Annotated in this window: 16 protein-coding genes; 9 read left to right on the forward strand and 7 right to left on the reverse strand. The window is 72.3% G+C overall.

Features of this window, described 5'->3' with window-relative positions; all coding sequences use genetic code 11:
• Window positions 1-297: 297 nt before the first annotated feature.
• Together AB0J33_RS24235 and AB0J33_RS24240 are read left to right on the forward strand one after the other, a co-directional pair.
• The gene (locus tag AB0J33_RS24235; RefSeq protein WP_363616298.1) at window positions 298-1,248 is read left to right on the forward strand and encodes an SRPBCC family protein; all 951 of its coding nucleotides are present in this window, start codon (window positions 298-300) and stop codon (window positions 1,246-1,248) included.
• A 49-nt stretch (window positions 1,249-1,297) separates the two neighbouring features.
• Window positions 1,298-2,470 carry a zinc-dependent alcohol dehydrogenase gene (locus tag AB0J33_RS24240; RefSeq protein WP_363616299.1) on the forward strand — a complete coding sequence of 391 codons (1,173 nt, stop codon included), beginning with the start codon at window positions 1,298-1,300 and terminating at the stop codon, window positions 2,468-2,470.
• A gap of 32 nt (window positions 2,471-2,502) precedes the next feature.
• On the opposite strand, the gene AB0J33_RS24245 is transcribed toward AB0J33_RS24240, so the two are convergent.
• Window positions 2,503-3,609 (reverse strand): LD-carboxypeptidase, encoded by a 1,107-nt coding sequence (locus AB0J33_RS24245; protein ID WP_363616300.1) that lies wholly within the window; start codon window positions 3,607-3,609, stop codon window positions 2,503-2,505.
• A gap of 330 nt (window positions 3,610-3,939) precedes the next feature.
• On the opposite strand from AB0J33_RS24245, the gene AB0J33_RS24250 reads away from it, so the two are divergent.
• Window positions 3,940-4,326, forward strand: a complete 387-nt coding sequence (locus AB0J33_RS24250) for a DUF2267 domain-containing protein (RefSeq protein WP_170158688.1) — start codon at window positions 3,940-3,942, stop codon at window positions 4,324-4,326.
• Window positions 4,327-4,356: 30 nt separating this feature from the next.
• Here the strand turns inward: AB0J33_RS24250 and AB0J33_RS24255 are convergent, their stop codons facing one another.
• Window positions 4,357-5,835: a glutamate--cysteine ligase gene (locus tag AB0J33_RS24255; protein ID WP_363616301.1), complete on the reverse strand. Its 1,479-nt coding sequence runs from the start codon at window positions 5,833-5,835 to the stop codon at window positions 4,357-4,359.
• Between the two features lie 153 nt (window positions 5,836-5,988).
• Between AB0J33_RS24255 and AB0J33_RS24260 the strand changes: the two genes are divergently transcribed.
• On the forward strand, window positions 5,989-6,327 hold the full coding sequence (locus AB0J33_RS24260) for a DUF3817 domain-containing protein (RefSeq protein ID WP_363616384.1): 339 nt from the start codon (window positions 5,989-5,991) through the stop codon (window positions 6,325-6,327).
• A 72-nt stretch (window positions 6,328-6,399) separates the two neighbouring features.
• Here AB0J33_RS24260 and AB0J33_RS24265 read toward each other — a convergent pair whose 3' ends face one another.
• Entirely contained in the window at window positions 6,400-6,948 is a 549-nt protein-coding gene (locus AB0J33_RS24265; RefSeq protein ID WP_363616385.1) for a hypothetical protein, read from the reverse strand.
• Window positions 6,949-7,090: 142 nt separating this feature from the next.
• Between AB0J33_RS24265 and AB0J33_RS24270 the strand changes: the two genes are divergently transcribed.
• From AB0J33_RS24270 to AB0J33_RS24280, 3 genes are read left to right on the forward strand one after another with little or no spacing between them, the layout of a single operon-like run.
• Complete coding sequence (locus AB0J33_RS24270; protein WP_363616302.1) at window positions 7,091-8,215, forward strand: Vms1/Ankzf1 family peptidyl-tRNA hydrolase; 1,125 nt, start codon at window positions 7,091-7,093, stop codon at window positions 8,213-8,215.
• Entirely contained in the window at window positions 8,208-9,962 is a 1,755-nt protein-coding gene (locus tag AB0J33_RS24275; RefSeq protein WP_363616303.1) for a thiamine pyrophosphate-binding protein, read from the forward strand. The genes AB0J33_RS24270 and AB0J33_RS24275 overlap by 8 nt, the downstream gene beginning before the upstream one ends.
• Before the next feature lie 49 nt (window positions 9,963-10,011).
• Window positions 10,012-11,163: an iron-containing redox enzyme family protein gene (locus tag AB0J33_RS24280; RefSeq protein WP_363616304.1), complete on the forward strand. Its 1,152-nt coding sequence runs from the start codon at window positions 10,012-10,014 to the stop codon at window positions 11,161-11,163.
• A gap of 92 nt (window positions 11,164-11,255) precedes the next feature.
• On the opposite strand, the gene AB0J33_RS24285 is transcribed toward AB0J33_RS24280, so the two are convergent.
• Entirely contained in the window at window positions 11,256-11,486 is a 231-nt protein-coding gene (locus AB0J33_RS24285; RefSeq protein WP_363616305.1) for a CDGSH iron-sulfur domain-containing protein, read from the reverse strand.
• A 296-nt stretch (window positions 11,487-11,782) separates the two neighbouring features.
• Between AB0J33_RS24285 and AB0J33_RS24290 the strand changes: the two genes are divergently transcribed.
• Both AB0J33_RS24290 and AB0J33_RS24295 read left to right on the forward strand, forming a co-directional pair.
• Window positions 11,783-13,225, forward strand: a complete 1,443-nt coding sequence (locus tag AB0J33_RS24290; RefSeq protein WP_363616306.1) for a hypothetical protein — start codon at window positions 11,783-11,785, stop codon at window positions 13,223-13,225.
• Window positions 13,226-13,446: 221 nt separating this feature from the next.
• Window positions 13,447-14,589 (forward strand): SigB/SigF/SigG family RNA polymerase sigma factor, encoded by a 1,143-nt coding sequence (locus AB0J33_RS24295; protein WP_363616307.1) that lies wholly within the window; start codon window positions 13,447-13,449, stop codon window positions 14,587-14,589.
• 64 nt (window positions 14,590-14,653) lie between these two features.
• On the opposite strand, the gene ctaD is transcribed toward AB0J33_RS24295, so the two are convergent.
• From ctaD to AB0J33_RS24310, 3 genes are all read right to left on the reverse strand, one after another.
• A complete protein-coding gene (ctaD, locus tag AB0J33_RS24300; protein ID WP_363616308.1) occupies window positions 14,654-16,645 on the reverse strand; it encodes a cytochrome c oxidase subunit I in 1,992 nt (663 codons plus the stop codon).
• 124 nt (window positions 16,646-16,769) lie between these two features.
• Entirely contained in the window at window positions 16,770-17,498 is a 729-nt protein-coding gene (locus AB0J33_RS24305; RefSeq protein WP_363616309.1) for an ATP-binding protein, read from the reverse strand.
• A 108-nt stretch (window positions 17,499-17,606) separates the two neighbouring features.
• A complete protein-coding gene (locus AB0J33_RS24310; RefSeq protein ID WP_363616386.1) occupies window positions 17,607-18,053 on the reverse strand; it encodes a DUF4383 domain-containing protein in 447 nt (148 codons plus the stop codon).
• Window positions 18,054-18,055: the final 2 nt, after the last annotated feature.

Here is an 18,055-nt window from a genome sequence, read left to right on the forward strand (position 1 = left end):
GAGTGCCTGGTTGGCGAGGCGCTCCCGGCGACACCTACGTCAGTCGCCGACCGTGACGGCGAGGGGGAGCACCCACATCGATGCAGCGTTCATGGGTCTCACCTCCTCGGGCGATGTCACGGGTCAGCAGGAAGGTACAAGCCGGGGTGGACCTCGTCCAGTCCTTTTCCGCGCTCCGTACCAACCGGGAGGTTCTGGACCGAACCGGGCACACGCGACCCGCGTACGGCATAGCGTCACGGGAGCGGTGAACCGCCGCTTCCCCGCCGAACCGGCGGCCCACGGGAAGGACCGGACATGAGCCGTGTCGACACAGTGCTGCTGCCGGAGCTGGACGGGCCGGTGCCGGCGACGCTGCCGAGCGCGCTCGGCCTGCTGAGCCTGGCCCTGGGGGTGGGCGCACTGGTCGCCCCCGGGCCCATCGCCCGGATGACCGGGGTGGACGACTCACCCGCCGCGCGGTCCGTGCTCCCGGCCATCGGCCTGCGCGAGTTGGGCAGCGCCGCCGGCCTGCTCAGCGGTCGCCGTCCAGCCGGTTGGGCCTGGAGCCGGGTGGTCGGCGACGCGCTGGATCTCACCCTGCTCGGGCGAGCCCTCGCCGACCGCGGTGGTGACCGACGCCGCCGGGTCGCGCTGACCACCGTCGCCATCGCCGGCATCACCGCCGTGGACGTGCTCGCCGCCGTACGCGTCGGGCGGGCTCGACGGGCACGCGACCGGGTGATCCGGATGGAGATCGCGGTGACGGTGAACCGCTCGCCCGCCGAGGCGTACCGGTTCTGGCGGGACATGGAGAATCTGCCCCGGTTCATGGCGCACCTGGAGTCCGTACGCGCCGACGACCTGCGCCGCTCGCACTGGATCGCGCGTGGCCCGGCCGGGCATCGGGTCGAGTGGGACGCCGAGATCATCGACGACCAGCCAAACAAGTCGATCACCTGGCGGTCGCTGCCGGGAACCGGGGTGCCCAACGCCGGCCGGGTCCGGTTCGTGCCCGCACCCGGTGACCGGGGCACCGAGGTCCGGGTGGAGCTGCGCTACGCGCCGCCGGCCGGCGCGCTCGGCCGGGCGGTGGCGAAGCTCTTCGGCGAGGAACCCGAGCAGCAGGTCCGTGACGACCTGCGCCGGTTCAAGCAGGTGTTGGAGACCGGCGAGGTCGTCCGTTCGGAGGGCAGCCCCAACGGCATCTCCGTCCGTCACCAGGCCATGCAGCGCCCCGCCCAACCGCTGCCGACGTCGCGCCGCTAGAGCGGGTGAGCTTCTCCGAAAGGGACCGAGATCCGAAAGGGACCGAGAAATGAAGGCCACCGCCTGGATGGGCGCGGACAGCGTCAAGGTGATCGACGTACCCGACCCGAAGATCATGAATGCCCGGGACGCGATCGTCCGGATCAGCACCACCGCGATCTGCGGCTCCGACCTGCACCTGTACCACGGCTACATCCCCGCGATGCGCAGGGGCGACATCCTCGGCCACGAGTTCATGGGCGAGGTGGTGGAGGTGGGCCCGCAGGTCCGCAACCTCACACCCGGCGACCGGGTGGTGGTGCCCTTCCCGATCGCCTGCGGGCACTGCTCGTCCTGCCAGCGTGGCCTCTACTCGGTCTGCGAGAACTCCAACCCCAACGCCGGCATCGCCGAGAAGATCATGGGCCACTCACCGGGCGGCATCTTCGGCTACTCCCATCTGCTCGGCGGGTACGCCGGCGGTCAGGCCGAGTACGCCCGGGTGCCGTTCGCCGACGTCGGCCCGGTCAAGGTGCCCGCCGAGATCAGCGACGACCAGGCCGTCCTGCTGGCCGACGTGTTCCCCACCGGCTACATGGGCGCCGAGATGTGCGACATCAAACCCGGGCAGGTGATCGCCGTCTGGGGCGCCGGACCGGTCGGGTTGCTCGCCGCGGCCAGCGCCCGGCTGCTCGGCGCGGAACGGGTGATCGTCATCGACCGGTTCCCGTACCGGCTGCGGCTGGCCGAGGAGCACGTCGATGCCGAGACGATCAACTATGAGGAAACCGACGTGCTGGACGCGCTCAACGAGATGACCGCCGGCCGAGGCCCCGACGCGTGCATCGACGCGGTCGGTATGGAGGGCCACCACGGCAACACCGCCATGTACGCCTACGACCGGGCCAAGCAGGCCGCGCGGGTCGAGACGGAACGGCCGTTCGCCCTGCGGCAGGCGATCCTCGCCTGCCGCTCGGGAGGTGTGGTCTCGGTCGTCGGCGCGTACGGCGGCTTCGTCGACAAGTTCCCGATGGGCGCGTTCATGAACCGGTCGCTGATCATGCGGACCGGTCAGTGCCACGTCCAGCGCTACACCCGGCCGCTGCTGGAGCGCATCCAGCGCGGCGAGATCGACCCGAGCTTCATCGTCAGCCACCGGATGCCGCTGCGGGACGCCCCGAAGGGCTACAAGATCTTTCAGAAGAAGCAGGACGACTGTACGAAGGTGCTGCTCAAGGTCTGAGCGGGCGGCTGGTGTGCCGGCGGCATCGTCAGCTACCGCTCGGTGGACGGCTGACGCGGCCGGACTCCCGGCTCCACCGTCAAGGTCCCGGCCTCGGCGTCGATGGTGGCCCGCGCACCGAGCGGAACGGTGAGCTGCCCGTTGCCGTGCCCCAGCCGGAGCCCGCCCAGGACCGGCACGCCGAGGTCGTACAGGCGGTCCTTCAGCACCGCCGCCGCGTCCCACTCACCCGGGCCACCGACGCTGTCGGTGATCTGGCCGATGGCCACCCCGGCGACCCGGGACAGCACACCCACCCGGCGCAGCTCGGTCACCATCCGGTCGATGCTGTACGGAGCCTCGTCCACGTCCTCGAAGAACAGGATCGCGTCGTCGAACCTCGGGGCGTCCTCCGCGCCGAGCGAGGTGGAGATCAACGTCAGGCAGCCACCGAGCAGGGGACCGGACGCCCGTCCGGGAACCAGGACGGGGGCGGCCGTCTCGGCCGGGTCCCTGGTGATCGTGACGGGCGCGGTGGTCATCACCGCACTGCGCAGCGCCTCGGCCGACTCGGGGCCGGTGCGGGCGTCGTTCCAATTGACCATGGGGCCGTAGAAGGTGACCAGGCCGATCTCGCGCCAGAGCTTGCCCTGGATGCTGGTGATGTCGCTGAAGCCGACGACCACCCGGGGATCCCGGCGCAGACCGGAGACGTCGATCTGGTCGACGATCCGCTGGGTGCCGTAACCGCCACGGGCGGCGAAGACAGCACGCACCCCCGGGTCGTTGAGCGCGGCGTTCAGGTCGGCCAGCCGCTGCGCGTCGGTGCCGGCCAGATAGCCGTACCTGGCGAAGACGTGCTGGCCCAGCTCGACCGTCAGGCCCCAGCTCTGCAGGATCTCGATGCCGCGGGCCATGTTGGTGGGGTCGGGGGTGCCGCCGGGCGACACGACCCGAACCCGGTCACCGGGTGCCAACGCCGGTGCCCGCAGGACACGCTTCGCACCAACCGGCGCGGCCTGCGTGGGCGCGGCCTCCGCCGAGCCGACGAGCACAGCGCCACCGGCCGCCGCCGCCCCCATCCGCAGCATGTGCCGACGGGACAGGGGCACCCGCGCGGGCCCCTGGATGGCGGCTGGGTCTGTTCCAGAAGTGGTCACCGGCGTCCCCTCATCGTGATCAGACGATGTGCGAGCGGGCACAGCCTACGACACTCATCAATGCCATGTGGGGTCCACAAGGGACGGTGCGCGGCGCGGCGCGCGCGTTGCTTCGGGGCCAGCGGGCGGGCCTATTCCGCACGCCCGGACGTGGCTCCGCTGGTGACCGAACGACGCGTCTGGTTCGCGCCGGCTTGCGAGGGCTCGGGCGTCGACGGCGGGAAGTCCGGGTCCGCACGTGACCCGTTTGTGGCCGGAGAGCGTGGGAACTCGCCCCGTTCGTCCGCAGGCAGGCCGCACGGCATGCCGACGAGACCGAAGGAGCGGGGCATGGAGTACGAGCAGATGATCGCCACGGTACGACAGCGCGCGGGCCTCGGTGAGAACGAGGCCGTGCGGTCCGTACAGGCCGTCCTGTCGGTGCTCGGTGAACGGCTCGCCGGACAGGAGGCGGACAACCTGGCCGCGCAGCTACCGGAGCGGCTGAACGGGTCCGTCACCCGCAATCCGCAGGGCCGCCGGTGGGACGTCGGCGAGTTCCTGAAGAACGTCGGGGACCGCGAACAGGTCGCGAACGCGGACCAGGTGCGTCAACACGCCCAGGCGGTGTTGCGTACCGTCGCCGAGGCGCTGAACGACGACGAGCGACACGACCTGCTCGCCCAGCTTCCCGGCGGCATCATCGATCTCTTCGGTGTTCCCACCCCGCGGGGCTGAGCCCGCGCCGGTCGGGGCCGCCCGGGGCGCTCACGGTATCGGCCACTCGTGCACCGGGCGGTTGCTGTGCATCAGGTCCACGTAGTGCCGGACCACCTCACGCAGCGCCGCCGGCCGGTCCAGGTGATCGGCGGACTCCAGCCGGTGCAGCGTCTCCACCTGCCAGGTCGCGCCGTTGCGACCGGTCAGGCAGCGCTGCTCGATGATGCCGAGCAGCCGGTCGCGCTCGGCCGGGTCGAGCCCCCAGCGATCCAGGCCGTGGTGCGCCATCGGCAGTAGCCGGCGCAACACCAGCTCGGTGACGGGCAGGTAACCAAGACCCGGCCAGAAGACCTGCGCGTCGATGCCGTGCCGGGCGCAGCTGGTGAAGTTCTCTTCGGCGGCGCTGAACGACATCTGCGACCACAGTGGCCGGTCCGACTCGGCGAGGGCGCGGACCAACCCGAAGTAGAAGGCGCCGTTGGCGATGGTGTCCAGCACGGTCGGGCCGGCGGGCAGCACCCGATTCTCCACCCGCAGGTGCGGCCGGCCCCGCGACACGTCGTACACCGGGCGGTTCCATCGGTAGACGGTGCCGTTGTGCAGCCGTAGCTCGGCCAGGTTGGGCACCTCGCCGGCCGCGAGGGCCTGCGCCGGGTCCTCCGCGTCGCAGACCGGCAGCAGCGCCGGGAAGTAGCGCACGTTCTCCTCGAACAGGTCGAACACGCTGGTGATCCAGCGTTCACCGAACCACACCCGGGGGCGTACCCCCTGGGCTTTGATCTCCTCCGACCGGGTGTCGGTGGCCTGCTGGAACAGCGGGATGCGGGTTTCGCGCCACAGCTCCCGGCCGAAGAGCAGCGGCGAGTTCGCGCCGACCGCGACCTGGATGCCGGCGACGGCCTGGGCGGCGTTCCAGTAGTCGGCGAACTGCACCGGGCTGACCTGGAGGTGAAACTGGGTGCTGGTGCAGGCCGCCTCCGGGGTGATCGTGTCGGCGGTCACCGCCAACCGCTCCACCCCGCTGATGGCGATCGGGAGATCCTCGCCACGCGCCGCGAAGATCTGCTCGTTGAGCAGCTTGTAACGGGGATTGGCCGAGAGGGTCTCGGCGGTCAGGTGCTCCGGGCGCAGCGTCGGCAGGATGCCGATCATGACCATGTGCGCGCCGATCGTCCGCGCCTTCAGCTCGGCGGCGTTGAGGCTGGCCCGCACGTACTCCTCGAAGTCCGCCGTGCCGGTGCCGGTCAGCCGGCGCGGCGGCACGTTGATCTCGATGTTGAACTGGCCCAGCTCGGTCTGGAAGCTCGGGTCGGCGATGGCCGCCAGCACGTCGGCGTTGCGCATCGCCGGGTTCGACGCCTCGTCGACCAGGTTCAGCTCGATCTCCACGCCGGTCATCGGTCGGTCGACGTCGAAGCGGGACTCGCGCAGCATTTCGGCGAAGACGTCCAGGCAGCGGCGAACCTTGTCGCGATAGCGGGCCCGATCCTCCCGACTGAAGGTTCGTACGCCGACGTCCTCGCCCATGGTCACCACCCTGTCACCGCTGGTTCCCCCAACCTCGCACGTGATCGGTGGGCGGGGGAAGACCCGAGGACCCTTTCCTACCCACCTGCCCGCCCCGTTAGCCCAGCCCGGGCCCACCGATAGCATTACGGCCCGAGAGGTGGTGGCGTGCGGATGCGCGAGAAGGTGACCCGGCTGTTCGTCGCGGCGGCGATCGCCGAGGCCTGCTCCTGGCTGGCCCTGCTGGTCGGGATGCTGGTCAAGTACGGCCCGACCGACAACGAGCTGGGCGTGAAGATCTTCGGGCCGATCCACGGCGGCCTGTTCATCGCGTACGTCCTGCTGGTGTTGGCCGTGGCCCGGCTGCACCGGTGGAGCCTGCCGGCCACGGCGCTCGCCCTGGTCAGCGCGGTGCCGCCGTTCGCCACCCTGGCCTACGAGCGTTGGGCCCGCCGCCGGGGGATGCTCGGCGTCGACCGCCAACCGGCCCGCGAGCCCGCCCCGGTCGGCTGAGCCACCAATCGGGCCCGCGCGTCCGCCCCGGTCGGCTGAGCCGACCCGGCCCCGGGCGGGCCGGGTCGCGGGTCAGGTCAGCGCGGAGCAGGCCACGACGCCGGCCAGCAGCAGCGCGCCCAGGAACGCCTGCAACAGCAGTGGCGGCCCGAGATGCGACCAGAGCGTCGCGGTACGCGGCGTCAGCAACTGCCCGGTGGTGAGGTTGACGATCCGCTCGATCCGGGGCGGCAGCTCCGGGTCACGCTGCGGGCGCAGGGTGAGCTGCACCTGGTCCGCCGGGTGCAGGGCACTCTGCGGCAGGTGACCGTGCAGCTCCACCTCGCAGAGCTGACCGGCGGTGTTGCGCAGCCGCACCGGGGTGACCAGATATTCCGGACCCTGCTTCAGCTCCTTCCAGCGACGCCGGGTGCCGCCACCGCCGAACGAGAAGAGCGAGCGCAGCAGCAGGGCGGGCAACCGGGCGAAAGCCGCCGCGGCGAGCACCGCCACCAGCACCGGCTGGCCGATGCGTACCTCCCGGGTGTAGCCGTCGAGCAGGCGGATCAGCCGCCCGGTGACGATTCGTTCCGTCGGGTGCACGATCCGTCGGGTATCGAGTCCGCTGTCCATCTCCACCACCGAGAGTCCGCTTGTGTTCACAGATCGTATCGACGTCCTCGGTTGAACGACGTGAATGAAACCTGGTCACGGGCTCACGGCCGCGAGGTGACATCCCCGACGACCCGGGTAAGCGGGGGGCCGAGCTGGAAAGGGGTCGAGCATGCAGCTGTCCTTCCTGCGCCCGCTCTACGACCGTCCCGGGCCGTGGTGCTCGGTGTATCTGGACGCCTCCGCGGACACGGAGGACGCCCACCCCGCGTTGGACCTGCGCTGGCGTGCCCTGGAGCGCAGCCTGGCCGAACAGGGGGCCGACGAGGCGGACATCGCCGCGCTGGACCGGGTGATCCGTGGGCACGACCCGATGGTCGGGGACTACGGCCTGGCCGTCTTCGCCAGCCACGGCCGGGTGGTGCTCTCCGAGTACCTGTCCGCTCCGCCGCTGCGGGACCTGGCCCATGTCGGGCCGCTGCCGCACGTGATGCCGCTGCTCGCCCAGCGCGGCGAGCAGGTGGCCTGGGTTCGCGTGGTGGCCGACCGGGTGGGCGCCGACGCGATGGCGGTCAGCGCCGGCGGGGTGCCCCGACGGGCGCACGTCGCCGGTCGGGACGAGTACCCGCTGCGTCGGGTGAAGCCCGGCGGCTGGTCCCAGTCGCGCTACCAGCGGGCGGCCATGGAGGCGTGGCACCAGAACGCCGGCGACGTCACCGCGGCGACCGTGCAACTGGCCGACCGGGTCGGCGCGGACGTGGTGGTGGTGGCCGGTGACGTGCGGGCCACCGGGATGATCGCCGCCCAGATGCCGGAGCGCTGGCAGGACCTCGTGGTCCGTACCGACGCCGGGTCCCGGGCCGGCGGCGCGGACCAGACCATGTTGGACGACCTCACCGTGCAGACCATCGCGGAGATCGCCGACCAGCGGATCAGCGCCGCACTGGACAAGTTCGGCGTGCAGGAGGACGTGGGCGGCGGCCTCGACGCGGTCGTCTCGGCCCTGCAACGCAACCAGGTGGACATGATGCTCATCGTGGACGACCCGTCGGCCAACGGTGAGTTGTGGATCGGCGCGGAACCCACCGAGATCGCCGTCGACCCGGGGCAGCTGGCCGCCATGTCGGTCACCGACCCGCAGCGGGTACGCGCCGACGCGGCGCTGGTCCGGGCGCTGGTCGGCACCGACGCGGCGCTGACCGTGCTCGGACCGGACGAGGCGCCCGACCTCACCGACGGTGTCGGCGCGGTGCTGCGTTACGTCGACCCCAGCACGCCGGGGCGCGGCAATGGTTGAGCGAACGGTTGCGGACGTCCTGGTGGAGCGGCTCCTGGCCTGGCGGGTGCCGCGCGCCTTCGGGTACCCGGGTGAGGCGATCGCGCCGCTTGTCGACGCACTGGACCGCACCGGCGGCGAGCCGGCGTTCATCCCCGCCCGGCACGAGGAGACCGCCTCGTTCATGGCGACCGGACACGCCAAGTTCACCGGCGGCATCGGGGTCTGCCTGGCCACCCAGGGCCCCAGCGCCGTCCAGCTCCTCAACGGCCTCTACGACGCCAAGCTGGACAGCAAGCCGGTGGTGGCGATCGTCGGGGAGGACATCTCCGGGCCGCTCGGCGGTGCGCACCAGGAGATCGGCCTGAGCCGGCTCTTCGGGGACGTGTGCAACCAGTTCGTCCAGTACGGCCGCAACCCCGAGGACGTCGGGGCGTTGCTGGACCAGGCGTTCCGCACGGCGGCGGCGACCCGCAGTCCGACCTGCGTGGTGCTGCCCCGGCAGTTGCAGGAGGCGCTGGTGCCCGACCTGCAGACGTACGCCGCCGGGGTTGTCACGGCGACCCCCGGCGTACCGCTGGCCCGGGTCCTGCCGCACGAGGCGGATCTCGACGCCGCCGCGCAGCTGCTCAGCGGCGGCCAGCGCACCGCGATCCTGGTGGGCCAGGGCGGTCGGGACGCCGCCGCCGAGATCATCGAGCTGGCCGACCGACTCGGCGCCGGGGTGGCCACCTCGCTACTGGGCAAGCCGGTGCTCGACGAGCGGCTGCCGTTTCACACCGGGGTGCTCGGCGAGGTCGGCACGCCGGCCGCGGCCGAGCTGATGGGCGGCTGCGACACCTTGCTGATGGTCGGCACCAACGACCCGTGGACCGGCTACTTCCCGATGCCCGAGCAGGCGCGCACCGTGCAGATCGACATCGACGGCCGCCGGATCGGCACCCGCTACCCGGCCGACGTGCCGCTGGTCGGTGACGCCGCCGAGACGCTGCGGGCGCTACTGACCCGGATGCGCGGCCGGTCCGAGCAGCGGTGGCGCGCCACCGTGGAGAGTTCGGTGGACCGCTGGCGGGAGGTCGCCGCCGAGCGGGCCGCCGCTGCCGCCGACCCGGTCAACCCACAGCTCGTCCTCCAGGAGTTGTCCGCCCGGATGCCCGACACCAGCGCGGTCGCGGTCGACGTCGGCTCGGTCCTCTACTGGTACGCCCGACACCTCGTCCTGCCACCCGGGGTCAACGCACAGCTGTGCGGCACCCTCGGCTCGATGGGCTGCGCGCTGCCGTACGCGGTGGCCGCCAAGCTCGCCGCACCGGACCAGCCGGTGATCGCGTTGGTCGGCGACGGGGCCATGCAGCTCAACGGGCTCGCCGAGCTGATCACCGTGTCGCACCTCTGGCAGCAGTGGCGCGACCCTCGGCTGGTGGTGCTGGTGCTCAACAACCGCGACCAGAACGGCATGGGTGGCGGGCGCGAGCCGTCGTCCGACCCGACCCACCGCCGCCCCGGCGTGCCGTACGCCGGCTGGGCCCGGCTGTTGGGCCTGCACGGGGTACGGGTCGACCGCCCGGAGCTGGTCGGCGCGGCGTGGGACGAGGCCCTGGCCGCGGACCGCCCCTGCGTGCTGGAGGCGGTCGTCGACCCGGCGGTGTCGCTGGCGCCACCGGAACCCGCGTTCGCCGACCTGCGCGGCCTGTACGCCGAGGGCGCTCCCGCCCGCAAGGTTCGGGAGCAGGTGGAGGTCACCGTGAACGCCGAGGACCTCGTTTAGCCGCCCTGGACCAGGGCATCAGTAGCGGCCCGACGACGCTGGAGGTCCCATGTCCGAGCCCGCTGACCGCAGCTACGGTCCCGCGACCCTGCCCGGGGCGCGCGGCCCGCTCTCCGCGGCGGTCGTCGAGGCTCTGCGGCGCCCGCCGCACGACCTGCCGACCGAACTCGGTGTCGACCTCGACCCGCCGGACCCGATCCGCGACGAGGACCTTCAGCTGACGCTGTTCCTCTGCTACGAGTTGCACTACCGGGGCTGGCTCGGGGTGGACGAGGCGTGGGAGTGGCAGCCGACTCTGCTGGCACTGCGCGCCCGCTGCGAACGGGTCTTCGAGGCGGCGCTGCGCCGGCTGGTCGGGTCGCCGCGGGTGCCCGCCGCCGGGGTGGCGGCCGGCCTGGCCGAGCTGGTCGCGGCCGACGACGGCCCGCCGCTGGCCGCGACGTTGCAACGCCGGGCCGATCTCACCCAGTTCCGCGAGTTCGTCGCCCACCGCTCCGTCTACCACCTGCGCGAGGCGGACCCGCACAGCTGGGTGCTGCCCCGCCTGGGCGGCCCCGCCAAGGCCGCGCTCGTCGAGATCCAGACCGACGAGTACGGCAATGGGCGGCTGGACCGGATGCACGCCGAGCTGTTCCGGCGCACCCTCGTCCGGCTGAACCTGGACGCCGCGTACGGCGCGCACCTGGACGTGGCGCCGGCGGTGACGTTGGCGACCAACAACCTGATGTCGCTGTTCGGGCTGCACCGACGGCTGCGCGGCGCGGTGCTCGGGCACCTGGCGGCGTTCGAGATGACCTCCTCGTCACCCAATCGTCGCTACGGCAACGGGCTGCGCCGGCTCGGCTTCGACGAGGTGGCCACCCGTTTCTACGACGAGCACGTCGAGGCCGACGCGGTACACGAGCAGATCGCCGCCCACGACATGTGCGCCGGCCTGGTCCGCGTCGAGCCGGCGCTGGCTCCCGACGTGCTCTTCGGCGCGGCGGCCGGGCTCGCGGTGGACCGGCTGTTCGCCGCGCACCTGCTGGACAGCTGGGCCGCCGGCCGCAGCTCGCTGCGCGCACCCGCACCGCCGACCCTGCCGTCCACCGTGCTGCCGACCGTCCCGCTCGCTCCGACAACGGCGACCGTCCCGCTCGCTCCGACAACGGCGACCGTGCCGGTCGGCTCGGCGGCGGCGACCGTGGTGGCGCCGACCTAGTACGCCTCCGGAGGCGGGGTCGGACCATGCGCCGTTCCACCCCGGCGTGCGCCGTTCCACCCCGGCCCGGTTGAGCCCGTCCTGAGGTGGAGTCAGCCCTCGCGGGTGGTGCCCGCGCGGAAGTTGACCGCCTTGTGGGTGCCGTCGCAGAACGGCTTGAGCGCCGACTTGCCGCACCGGCACAGCGCCACCGTGCCCCGGCGCGCGTCGATCCGCTCGCCGTCCGGGGTGACCAGCGCGAAGTCACCGCGGACCAGCAGCGGTCCGTCCTCGTACGGGGTGATCGTGGCGGCGGCTGGCTCGCCGGTGTCGTCGGTGCGCATGGCCCCGGAAGTGCCCGCCCTGGCCCTGGCGAAACCCGAGCCGGCCGCCACCCGCGGAGGACGACGATCGAGATCGACTCGGGTTTGCCGAAACCGTCGCATCCCGGCGGCTCGGACACCCCGACCGTCGATCACCGTCCATGTTCCCCCAGGGGGGAGAGGGCGGGTTGCCGGCCCGCTCCCGCCGATCGTCGCCGAACGCCGGTGATGACCGGGGCACCCCGCTGACCAGCGGAATGTGCCGCCGGGTGGGTGATGCCCCGTTTGAACCCCATCGGGACGGGAAGCCGGGCCGCGTGGTGAGCGAACGAGGCAAGGTGGGGCCGGTGCACAAGGTGCACAAGGGGCTCACGGCCGATGGCGCCGGTCTCGCCGGCGACCGGGTCGTGGCGGCGGGCAGCGCCGCCCGGGTGCTGGTCGCCGCGACCGCGCGGGCGCTGCGCGGTGCCGACTGTGCCGACCTCGGGCACACCGGGCCGACGTCGCGGTTCCCCGGCGCCCCCGAGCCGGTACGTCGCGCCGCCGTCACCCGCGCCGCCGGTCGGGTCGCGCTCACCGTCGACCAGGTCGGCGAGGTGGACGCCGCCCGGGTGGCCCGCTGGTTCGTCGACCAGTACCCCCGTCGGCGCTACCCCGGGGTGCTGATCGGCTCCCCGCACGGCGCGGCGGCACACCTCGCGGTGGCCCTCGACGTGCCGTGGCTACCGGCGGGCTTCGAGATGACCGTGCACTGGCCCGACGGCGGGGTGGACCGCCCGGCGGACGCGCTGGAGCACGGCGCGGTGCTCGCCACCCGGCTGCTCGCCGGCAACGCCGACCTGCACCTGCGCCAGGTGCACTGCCCGGCCAGCCGGGGTCCACTGACCGGGGCGACCGTGTCGCTGAGCGCCGCGTGGCGGGCCCTACCGGCCGCGTACGCGCAGTTCCTGGCCGACCGGCTGGTCCCGGGTGCCCCCGTGCTGCTGGTCCGCGACGCGCGCACCTGGCCGGTGCTGGAACGCGGGCCGGGGCACAGCTTCCAGGTCGGCTGCCCGAGCAGCGGGCTGGACCCGGTGGACTTCCACCCGGACAGCCACGCCCTGCGGCAGGTGCTCCGCTCCGTGGGCGGCGACGCGACCCGGTGGCAGCCGCCCGCGGTGTCCGTTCCGTCGGCGTACGCCGAGCACGGCGTCGACTCGGGCTTCGAGTTGGCGGCGCGGGACTGGTCGGCCCGGCACGAGCACCCCCTGCACCGGGTGCTGGTGCCCCGGCCGGCGGCGCTGAGCGCGGGCGTGGCCGACCTGTACCGGCGGTGGCTGCGGCGCGCCGGTAAGACCGGTGACCGGTTGGTGGTGGAGTGCGGCCGGCTGCTCGACCCGTGGCAGGTGGTGCGGGCGGGGCTGGTGCCGTACTGGTGCGAGAACGCCACCCGGCGCAGCGTCGACGAGGCCGAGTGGTGGCTGGCCGGCAGCGAGACGTTCAGCTCGGTGGACGTGTTGCCCGAGCCGCCCGGGGTGCGCTCGCCCGCGCTGGCCGGGCTGCCGCAGTGGCTGGCCGTCGCCGGGTTCGGTCGCCGGCGTCGGGCGTTGGACCGCACCACCGCCCGGGGGTACCCGGTCACCTCCGTGCCCACCCGCCGGGCCACCGAGGTGCTGCGCGCCCAGCCGTACGACCTGCCCGTGCCGCCTGCGCTGAGGGTCGCCGAGGCCCTCGCGGTGCTCCGCGACAGCGGCGGCCACCAGGGGTTGTTGGTCTCCTGAGACGGAGGACGCCGAAACATCCTCGCGAACCCGGGGTCCCGTGATTGAGTACCTACGGAGCGGGAACATCGCTGGCTGCGACGGCCTGATTGCGCTGCGTAGAGGCGGTGTGCCCGCTGGCATCCCAGTCACTGACCCACTTTCCGGCCCGGTGCGTGGCTCGACCACGCGCACGACCGGTTTCCCGATCCGGGCGGGGGACCTTCCTGAGGGAGGCGCGGATGTTCGGACAGACGAGCACGACCACGACCACACCACCACCCACCGATCGGGGTCTGGAGGATCTCGACGCGGCGGCGCTGGCGTACGCGGCCCGGATCGCCGGGCTGCCGCCCGAGCGGCGGGGAGAGGCGCGGGACGACCTGGTGCGTTTCGCGCTGCCGTTCGCTGGGCGGCTCGCCCGCCGGTACCGGGGGCGGGGCGAGCCACTGGAGGACCTGGAGCAGGTGGCCCGGTTGGGGCTGGTCAACGCCGTCGACCGCTATGACCCGGAACGCGGCTCGTTCACCGCGTACGCCGCGATCACCATCGTGGGCGAGATCAAACGGCACTTCCGGGACCGCACCTGGGGCGTACACGTGCCCCGCCGGCTGCGGGACCTGATCCTCGAGGTGGGGCAGGCCACCGCCGCCCTGACCAGCGAGCTGTCCCGGGCCCCCTCGGTGGCCGAGCTGTCGGCCCGGCTGGAGACGCCGGAGGAGGAGATCCTCGCCGCGCTGGAGTCGGCGGCCGGCTACAGCCCGGCCTCCCTCAACGCCCCCGTGGGCGGGGAGAGTTCCGCCGAGTTCGGGGATCTGGTCGGCGAGTCGGACAACGCGTTGGAATCGGTCGACGACCGGGTGACGGTGAGCGGTCTGCTGCACCGGTTGCCGTGGCGCGAGCGGCGGATCCTCGCGATGCGCTTCTACGGCAACCAGACCCAGGCGGAGATCGCCGCCCGGTTCGGCATCTCGCAGATGCACGTGTCCCGGCTGCTGTCGCGGGCGCTCACCTGGCTGCGGCAGGCGATGCTCGCCGACGCGCCGCCGCCGTGGCAGAACGGCGCCGCCGAACCCGACCCGGGCAAGACCCGGATCTCGGTGAAGCAGAACGGCGACTCGGTGGTCGTCGAGGTGGGCGGCGAGATCGACCGCGACGGCGCCGACCAGCTGCGCCGGGCCATGCTGGAGGCGGTCACCGGCCAGCCCAGTGAGGTGGTCGTCGACCTGGTCGGCGCGGGTGGCTTCGATGCCGGCGGGATCGCCGCGCTGATGGCCGGACGGGACGCGGCGGAGCGGACCGGGGTGCCGCTGCGGTTGACCCGGGTCCAGCCCGCGGTACGCCGTTCGCTCACCGCCGCCGGTCTGGCGCCGGCCCGGGACTGACCGGCACGGACGGACGAAGGGCCGACACCCGGGCGGGTGTCGGCCCTTGCGCGCGTACCCCTGGTCACTGCTCCTCGGGTTTGCCGTCGCTGTGCGGGTGCCGCCAGCGCTCGTGCGGCTTCGGCGCGTCCTCGGCGTCCTGCGGCGGGTCGCTCTGCTCGAAGCTCGGCCGGCGGACGCCCTCCGGCTCCGGCACGTCCACCGGCCGGGCGCCGGAGCGCGGCGCGGGCTGGTAGTCGACCGCGTCGCGGGCGCCGTGCGCGCCCTCGGCGGCCGGCGACTCCGGGGCGTGGTGCTCCAGCCGAAACTCCTCGGCGAAGTGCTGCGGCGGCTTGGTGGTGCGCTGCGGCAGGTCGCGGCCCAGATCGGCGACGAGCGGGCCGTACTTCAGGTCGAAGGCGGGGCGTTCGGACCGGATCCGGGGCATCCGGTCGAAGTTGCGCAGCGGCGGTGGGCACGTGGTGGCCCATTCGAGGGAGTTGCCGAAGCCCCACGGGTCGTCCACCGTCACCATCGCCCCGTACCGCCAGGACTTCCAGGCGTTGTAGATGAAGAACAGGGTGGACAGGCCGAGGATGAAGGCGAAGATGCTGGAGACCATGTTCAGTGCGGTGAAGCCGTCGGTGGGCAGGTAGTCCGCGTACCGGCGTGGCATGCCCTTGGCGCCCAGCCAGTGGTGCACCAGGAAGGTGCCGTGGAAGCCGATGAACATGGTCCAGAAGTGCGCCTTGCCGAGCCGTTCGTCGAGCAGCCGCCCGGTCATCTTGGGCCACCAGAAGTAGTAGCCGCCGAAGAGGGCGAAGACCACGGTGCCGAACACCACGTAGTGGAAGTGCGCCACCACGAAGTAGCTGTCGTGGGTGTGCCAGTCGACCGGCGGGCTGGCCAGCAGCACGCCGGTGAGGCCGCCGAGCAGGAAGGTGACCAGGAAGCCGATGGCGAACAGCATCGGTGTCTCGAAGGTGAGCTGGCCCTTCCACATGGTGCCGATCCAGTTGAAGAACTTCACTCCGGTGGGCACCGCGATCAGGTAGCTCAGGATGCTGAAGAACGGCAGCAGCACCTGGCCGGTGGCGAACATGTGGTGCGCCCAGACCGTCATGGACAGCACGGTGATGGCGATGGTGGCCAGCACGATCCCGGTGTAGCCGAAGAGTGGCTTGCGGGAGAAGACCGGAATGATCTCGGTGATGATGCCGAAGAACGGCAACGCGATGATGTACACCTCGGGGTGGCCGAAGAACCAGAACAGGTGCTGCCAGAGCATCGGGCCGCCGGTGGCCGCGTCGTACACGTGCGCGTTGAGCAACCGGTCGGCGGAGAGGGCCAGCAGCGCGGCGGCCAGCAGCGGGAAGACCAGGATCACCAGCACGCTGGTGAACAGCATGTTCCAGGTGAAGATCGGCATCCGGAACATGGTCATGCCGGGCGCGCGCAGGGTGAGGATCGTGGTGATCAGGTTGACCGCGCCGAGGATGGTGCCGAGCCCGGAGACGACCAGGCCGAGCACCCACATGTTCGCGCCCACGCCGGGGCTGTTCTCGACGCTGCTGAGCGGGTTGTACGCGGTCCAGCCGAAGTCCGCCGAGCCGCCCGGCGCGAGAAACCCGCCGATCACCATGAGGCCGCCGAACAGGTAGAGCCAGTAGGCGAGCGCGTTGAGCCGGGGAAACGACACGTCCGGCGCGCCGATCTGGATCGGCACGATGAAGTTGCCGAAGCCGAACGCCGCGGGTGTGGCGAACAGCAGCAGCATCACCGCGCCGTGCGAGGTGAACAGCTGGTTGTACTGCTCGGAGGAGAGGAACTGCATGCCTGGTCGGGCCAGCTCGGCGCGCATCACCATCGCCTGTAGCCCGGCCACCAGGAAGAACCCGAAGGAGGTCAGCAGGTACAACAGGCCGATCTGCTTGTGGTCGGTCGTGGCGAGGAACTTGATCAACGAGTTGCCGGGGATCGGAGTGCGCACCGGCCCGGGGAAGCCCCCGAAGCGGGCCGGCGCCAGGATCGCCGGGCCCCGATCGCGACCGGGTTCCGTGGTTACCCGCTTGGGCATGGCTGCTCACCCCGTCGTGACGGCAGAAAGGACGGGCGTGCCTACCCGACCCTCGAACCATGTAACCAGGCCAGAGCAGTAATTTCGGTCAGAACGCTGGTACCGGTCGCAAGCCCTCGAACGCTCAGGTTGCCGGCAGCATCGCCCAAACGGCCTTTCCCTGCCCGGCCGGCACGCTGCCCCACCGCTGGGTCAGCTCCCGGACCAGCATCAGCCCTCGCCCGCCCTCGGCGTGCAGGTCCGTGCCGCCCGGACGGGCCTGCGCGCTGCTGCCGTCCACCACCGCCAGGTGCAGGTACGGCCGGCGCAGGGTCACCGTCACCTGCATCGGCGTGCCCGCGTGGCGCACCACGTTGCCGACCAGTTCGCTGAGCACCAACGCGGCCGGGCCGGACGCGTCCGGCAGGTTCCACCGCGCGCACGCGTCGGTGACCAGATCCCGGGCCCGCCGGCAGGCCCCGGCCACCGGCTCCAGCCGGGCCCGCATCCGCAACGTGGACGTCGCGCCCGCCATCCGGGTCGCCTCCGCGCAGTCGGCGGACACGGGCAGCACCCGACACGTGGTCGACTCGGCCAGCCAGCGCGCGGCGACCGGCGACGGGGCGCACAGCAGCACCGGCACGGCCGGCCACTCCTCGGCCCGTCGGGCGGTCGCGGCGAAGACGGAGAGCGCCAACCGGTCCTCGACGCTCACCCCGGCCATGTCGACCACCAGCGCTTCCGGCTGGTCGACGAGCGCGTCGTTGAGCGCGTGGTGCACCGAGCGCATGGTGCCCAGGTGCAGCGCACCGGTGAGCCGGACGACCGCCACCGGCGCCGTGGTGCGCACCTCGCAGGTGATCCGGCTCGACATCGTCGCCTCAATTCGCTGCTGGGTCGGGACCTGCCAACTACCCGAGGCCGTTCCGGATCAAACCGGACCGACGGCGGGGCGAGGCAGATCACGGCCCGTATCGCCAGCTCAGGGGCGAGGTCGGCCGGTCAGGACACCCAACGCGATCATGCCGACGCCGAGGCCCAGGTGCAGCCACCCGTCGGCGGCGTTGACCGGTAGCACGTTCGCCCCGGTGTCATGGTCCACCGCCAGCCCGTAGAGCCAGAGCACCAGGTACACCGCGCCCCCGCCGATCAGGAACGTCCGCGCGCCGGTGACCGTCCGCGCCAACACCAGACCCGCCACCCCGAACACCAGGTGCACCAGGTTGTGCAGCACCGACACCTGGAAGACGCCGAACAGGAACGCGCCCGAGTCGTGGCCGGCGAAACGCAACGCGCGCGTGCCGCTGGTGATCCCCGGCACGAAACCGAGCAGGCCGACCAGCAGGAACAGCACTCCCACCGTCGCCGCCGCGCGCCGGACCGGAGGCTTGCCGTCGGCCGGGTTGGCCCGGGCCCGGGAATGCGCCATCG

This window comes from Micromonospora sp. NPDC049645 (assembly GCF_040675155.1).
Taxonomy (GTDB): domain Bacteria; phylum Actinomycetota; class Actinomycetes; order Mycobacteriales; family Micromonosporaceae; genus Micromonospora.

Excerpts from the sequence above, each read along its gene's own strand:
- AB0J33_RS24310 (WP_363616386.1), bottom strand. The coding sequence starts at position 18,053 with ATGGCGCATTCCCGGGCCCGGGCCAACCCGGCCGACGGCAAGCCTCCG.
- AB0J33_RS24255 (WP_363616301.1), bottom strand. The coding sequence starts at position 5,835 with ATGGGCGAGGACGTCGGCGTACGAACCTTCAGTCGGGAGGATCGGGCC.
- AB0J33_RS24295 (WP_363616307.1), top strand. The coding sequence starts at position 13,447 with ATGTTCGGACAGACGAGCACGACCACGACCACACCACCACCCACCGAT.
- AB0J33_RS24275 (WP_363616303.1), top strand. The coding sequence starts at position 8,208 with ATGGTTGAGCGAACGGTTGCGGACGTCCTGGTGGAGCGGCTCCTGGCC.
- ctaD (WP_363616308.1), bottom strand. The coding sequence starts at position 16,645 with ATGCCCAAGCGGGTAACCACGGAACCCGGTCGCGATCGGGGCCCGGCG.
- AB0J33_RS24260 (WP_363616384.1), top strand. The coding sequence starts at position 5,989 with ATGCGCGAGAAGGTGACCCGGCTGTTCGTCGCGGCGGCGATCGCCGAG.
- AB0J33_RS24270 (WP_363616302.1), top strand. The coding sequence starts at position 7,091 with ATGCAGCTGTCCTTCCTGCGCCCGCTCTACGACCGTCCCGGGCCGTGG.
- AB0J33_RS24285 (WP_363616305.1), bottom strand. The coding sequence starts at position 11,486 with ATGCGCACCGACGACACCGGCGAGCCAGCCGCCGCCACGATCACCCCG.
- AB0J33_RS24250 (WP_170158688.1), top strand. The coding sequence starts at position 3,940 with ATGGAGTACGAGCAGATGATCGCCACGGTACGACAGCGCGCGGGCCTC.
- AB0J33_RS24240 (WP_363616299.1), top strand. The coding sequence starts at position 1,298 with ATGAAGGCCACCGCCTGGATGGGCGCGGACAGCGTCAAGGTGATCGAC.
- AB0J33_RS24305 (WP_363616309.1), bottom strand. The coding sequence starts at position 17,498 with ATGTCGAGCCGGATCACCTGCGAGGTGCGCACCACGGCGCCGGTGGCG.
- AB0J33_RS24235 (WP_363616298.1), top strand. The coding sequence starts at position 298 with ATGAGCCGTGTCGACACAGTGCTGCTGCCGGAGCTGGACGGGCCGGTG.
- AB0J33_RS24280 (WP_363616304.1), top strand. The coding sequence starts at position 10,012 with ATGTCCGAGCCCGCTGACCGCAGCTACGGTCCCGCGACCCTGCCCGGG.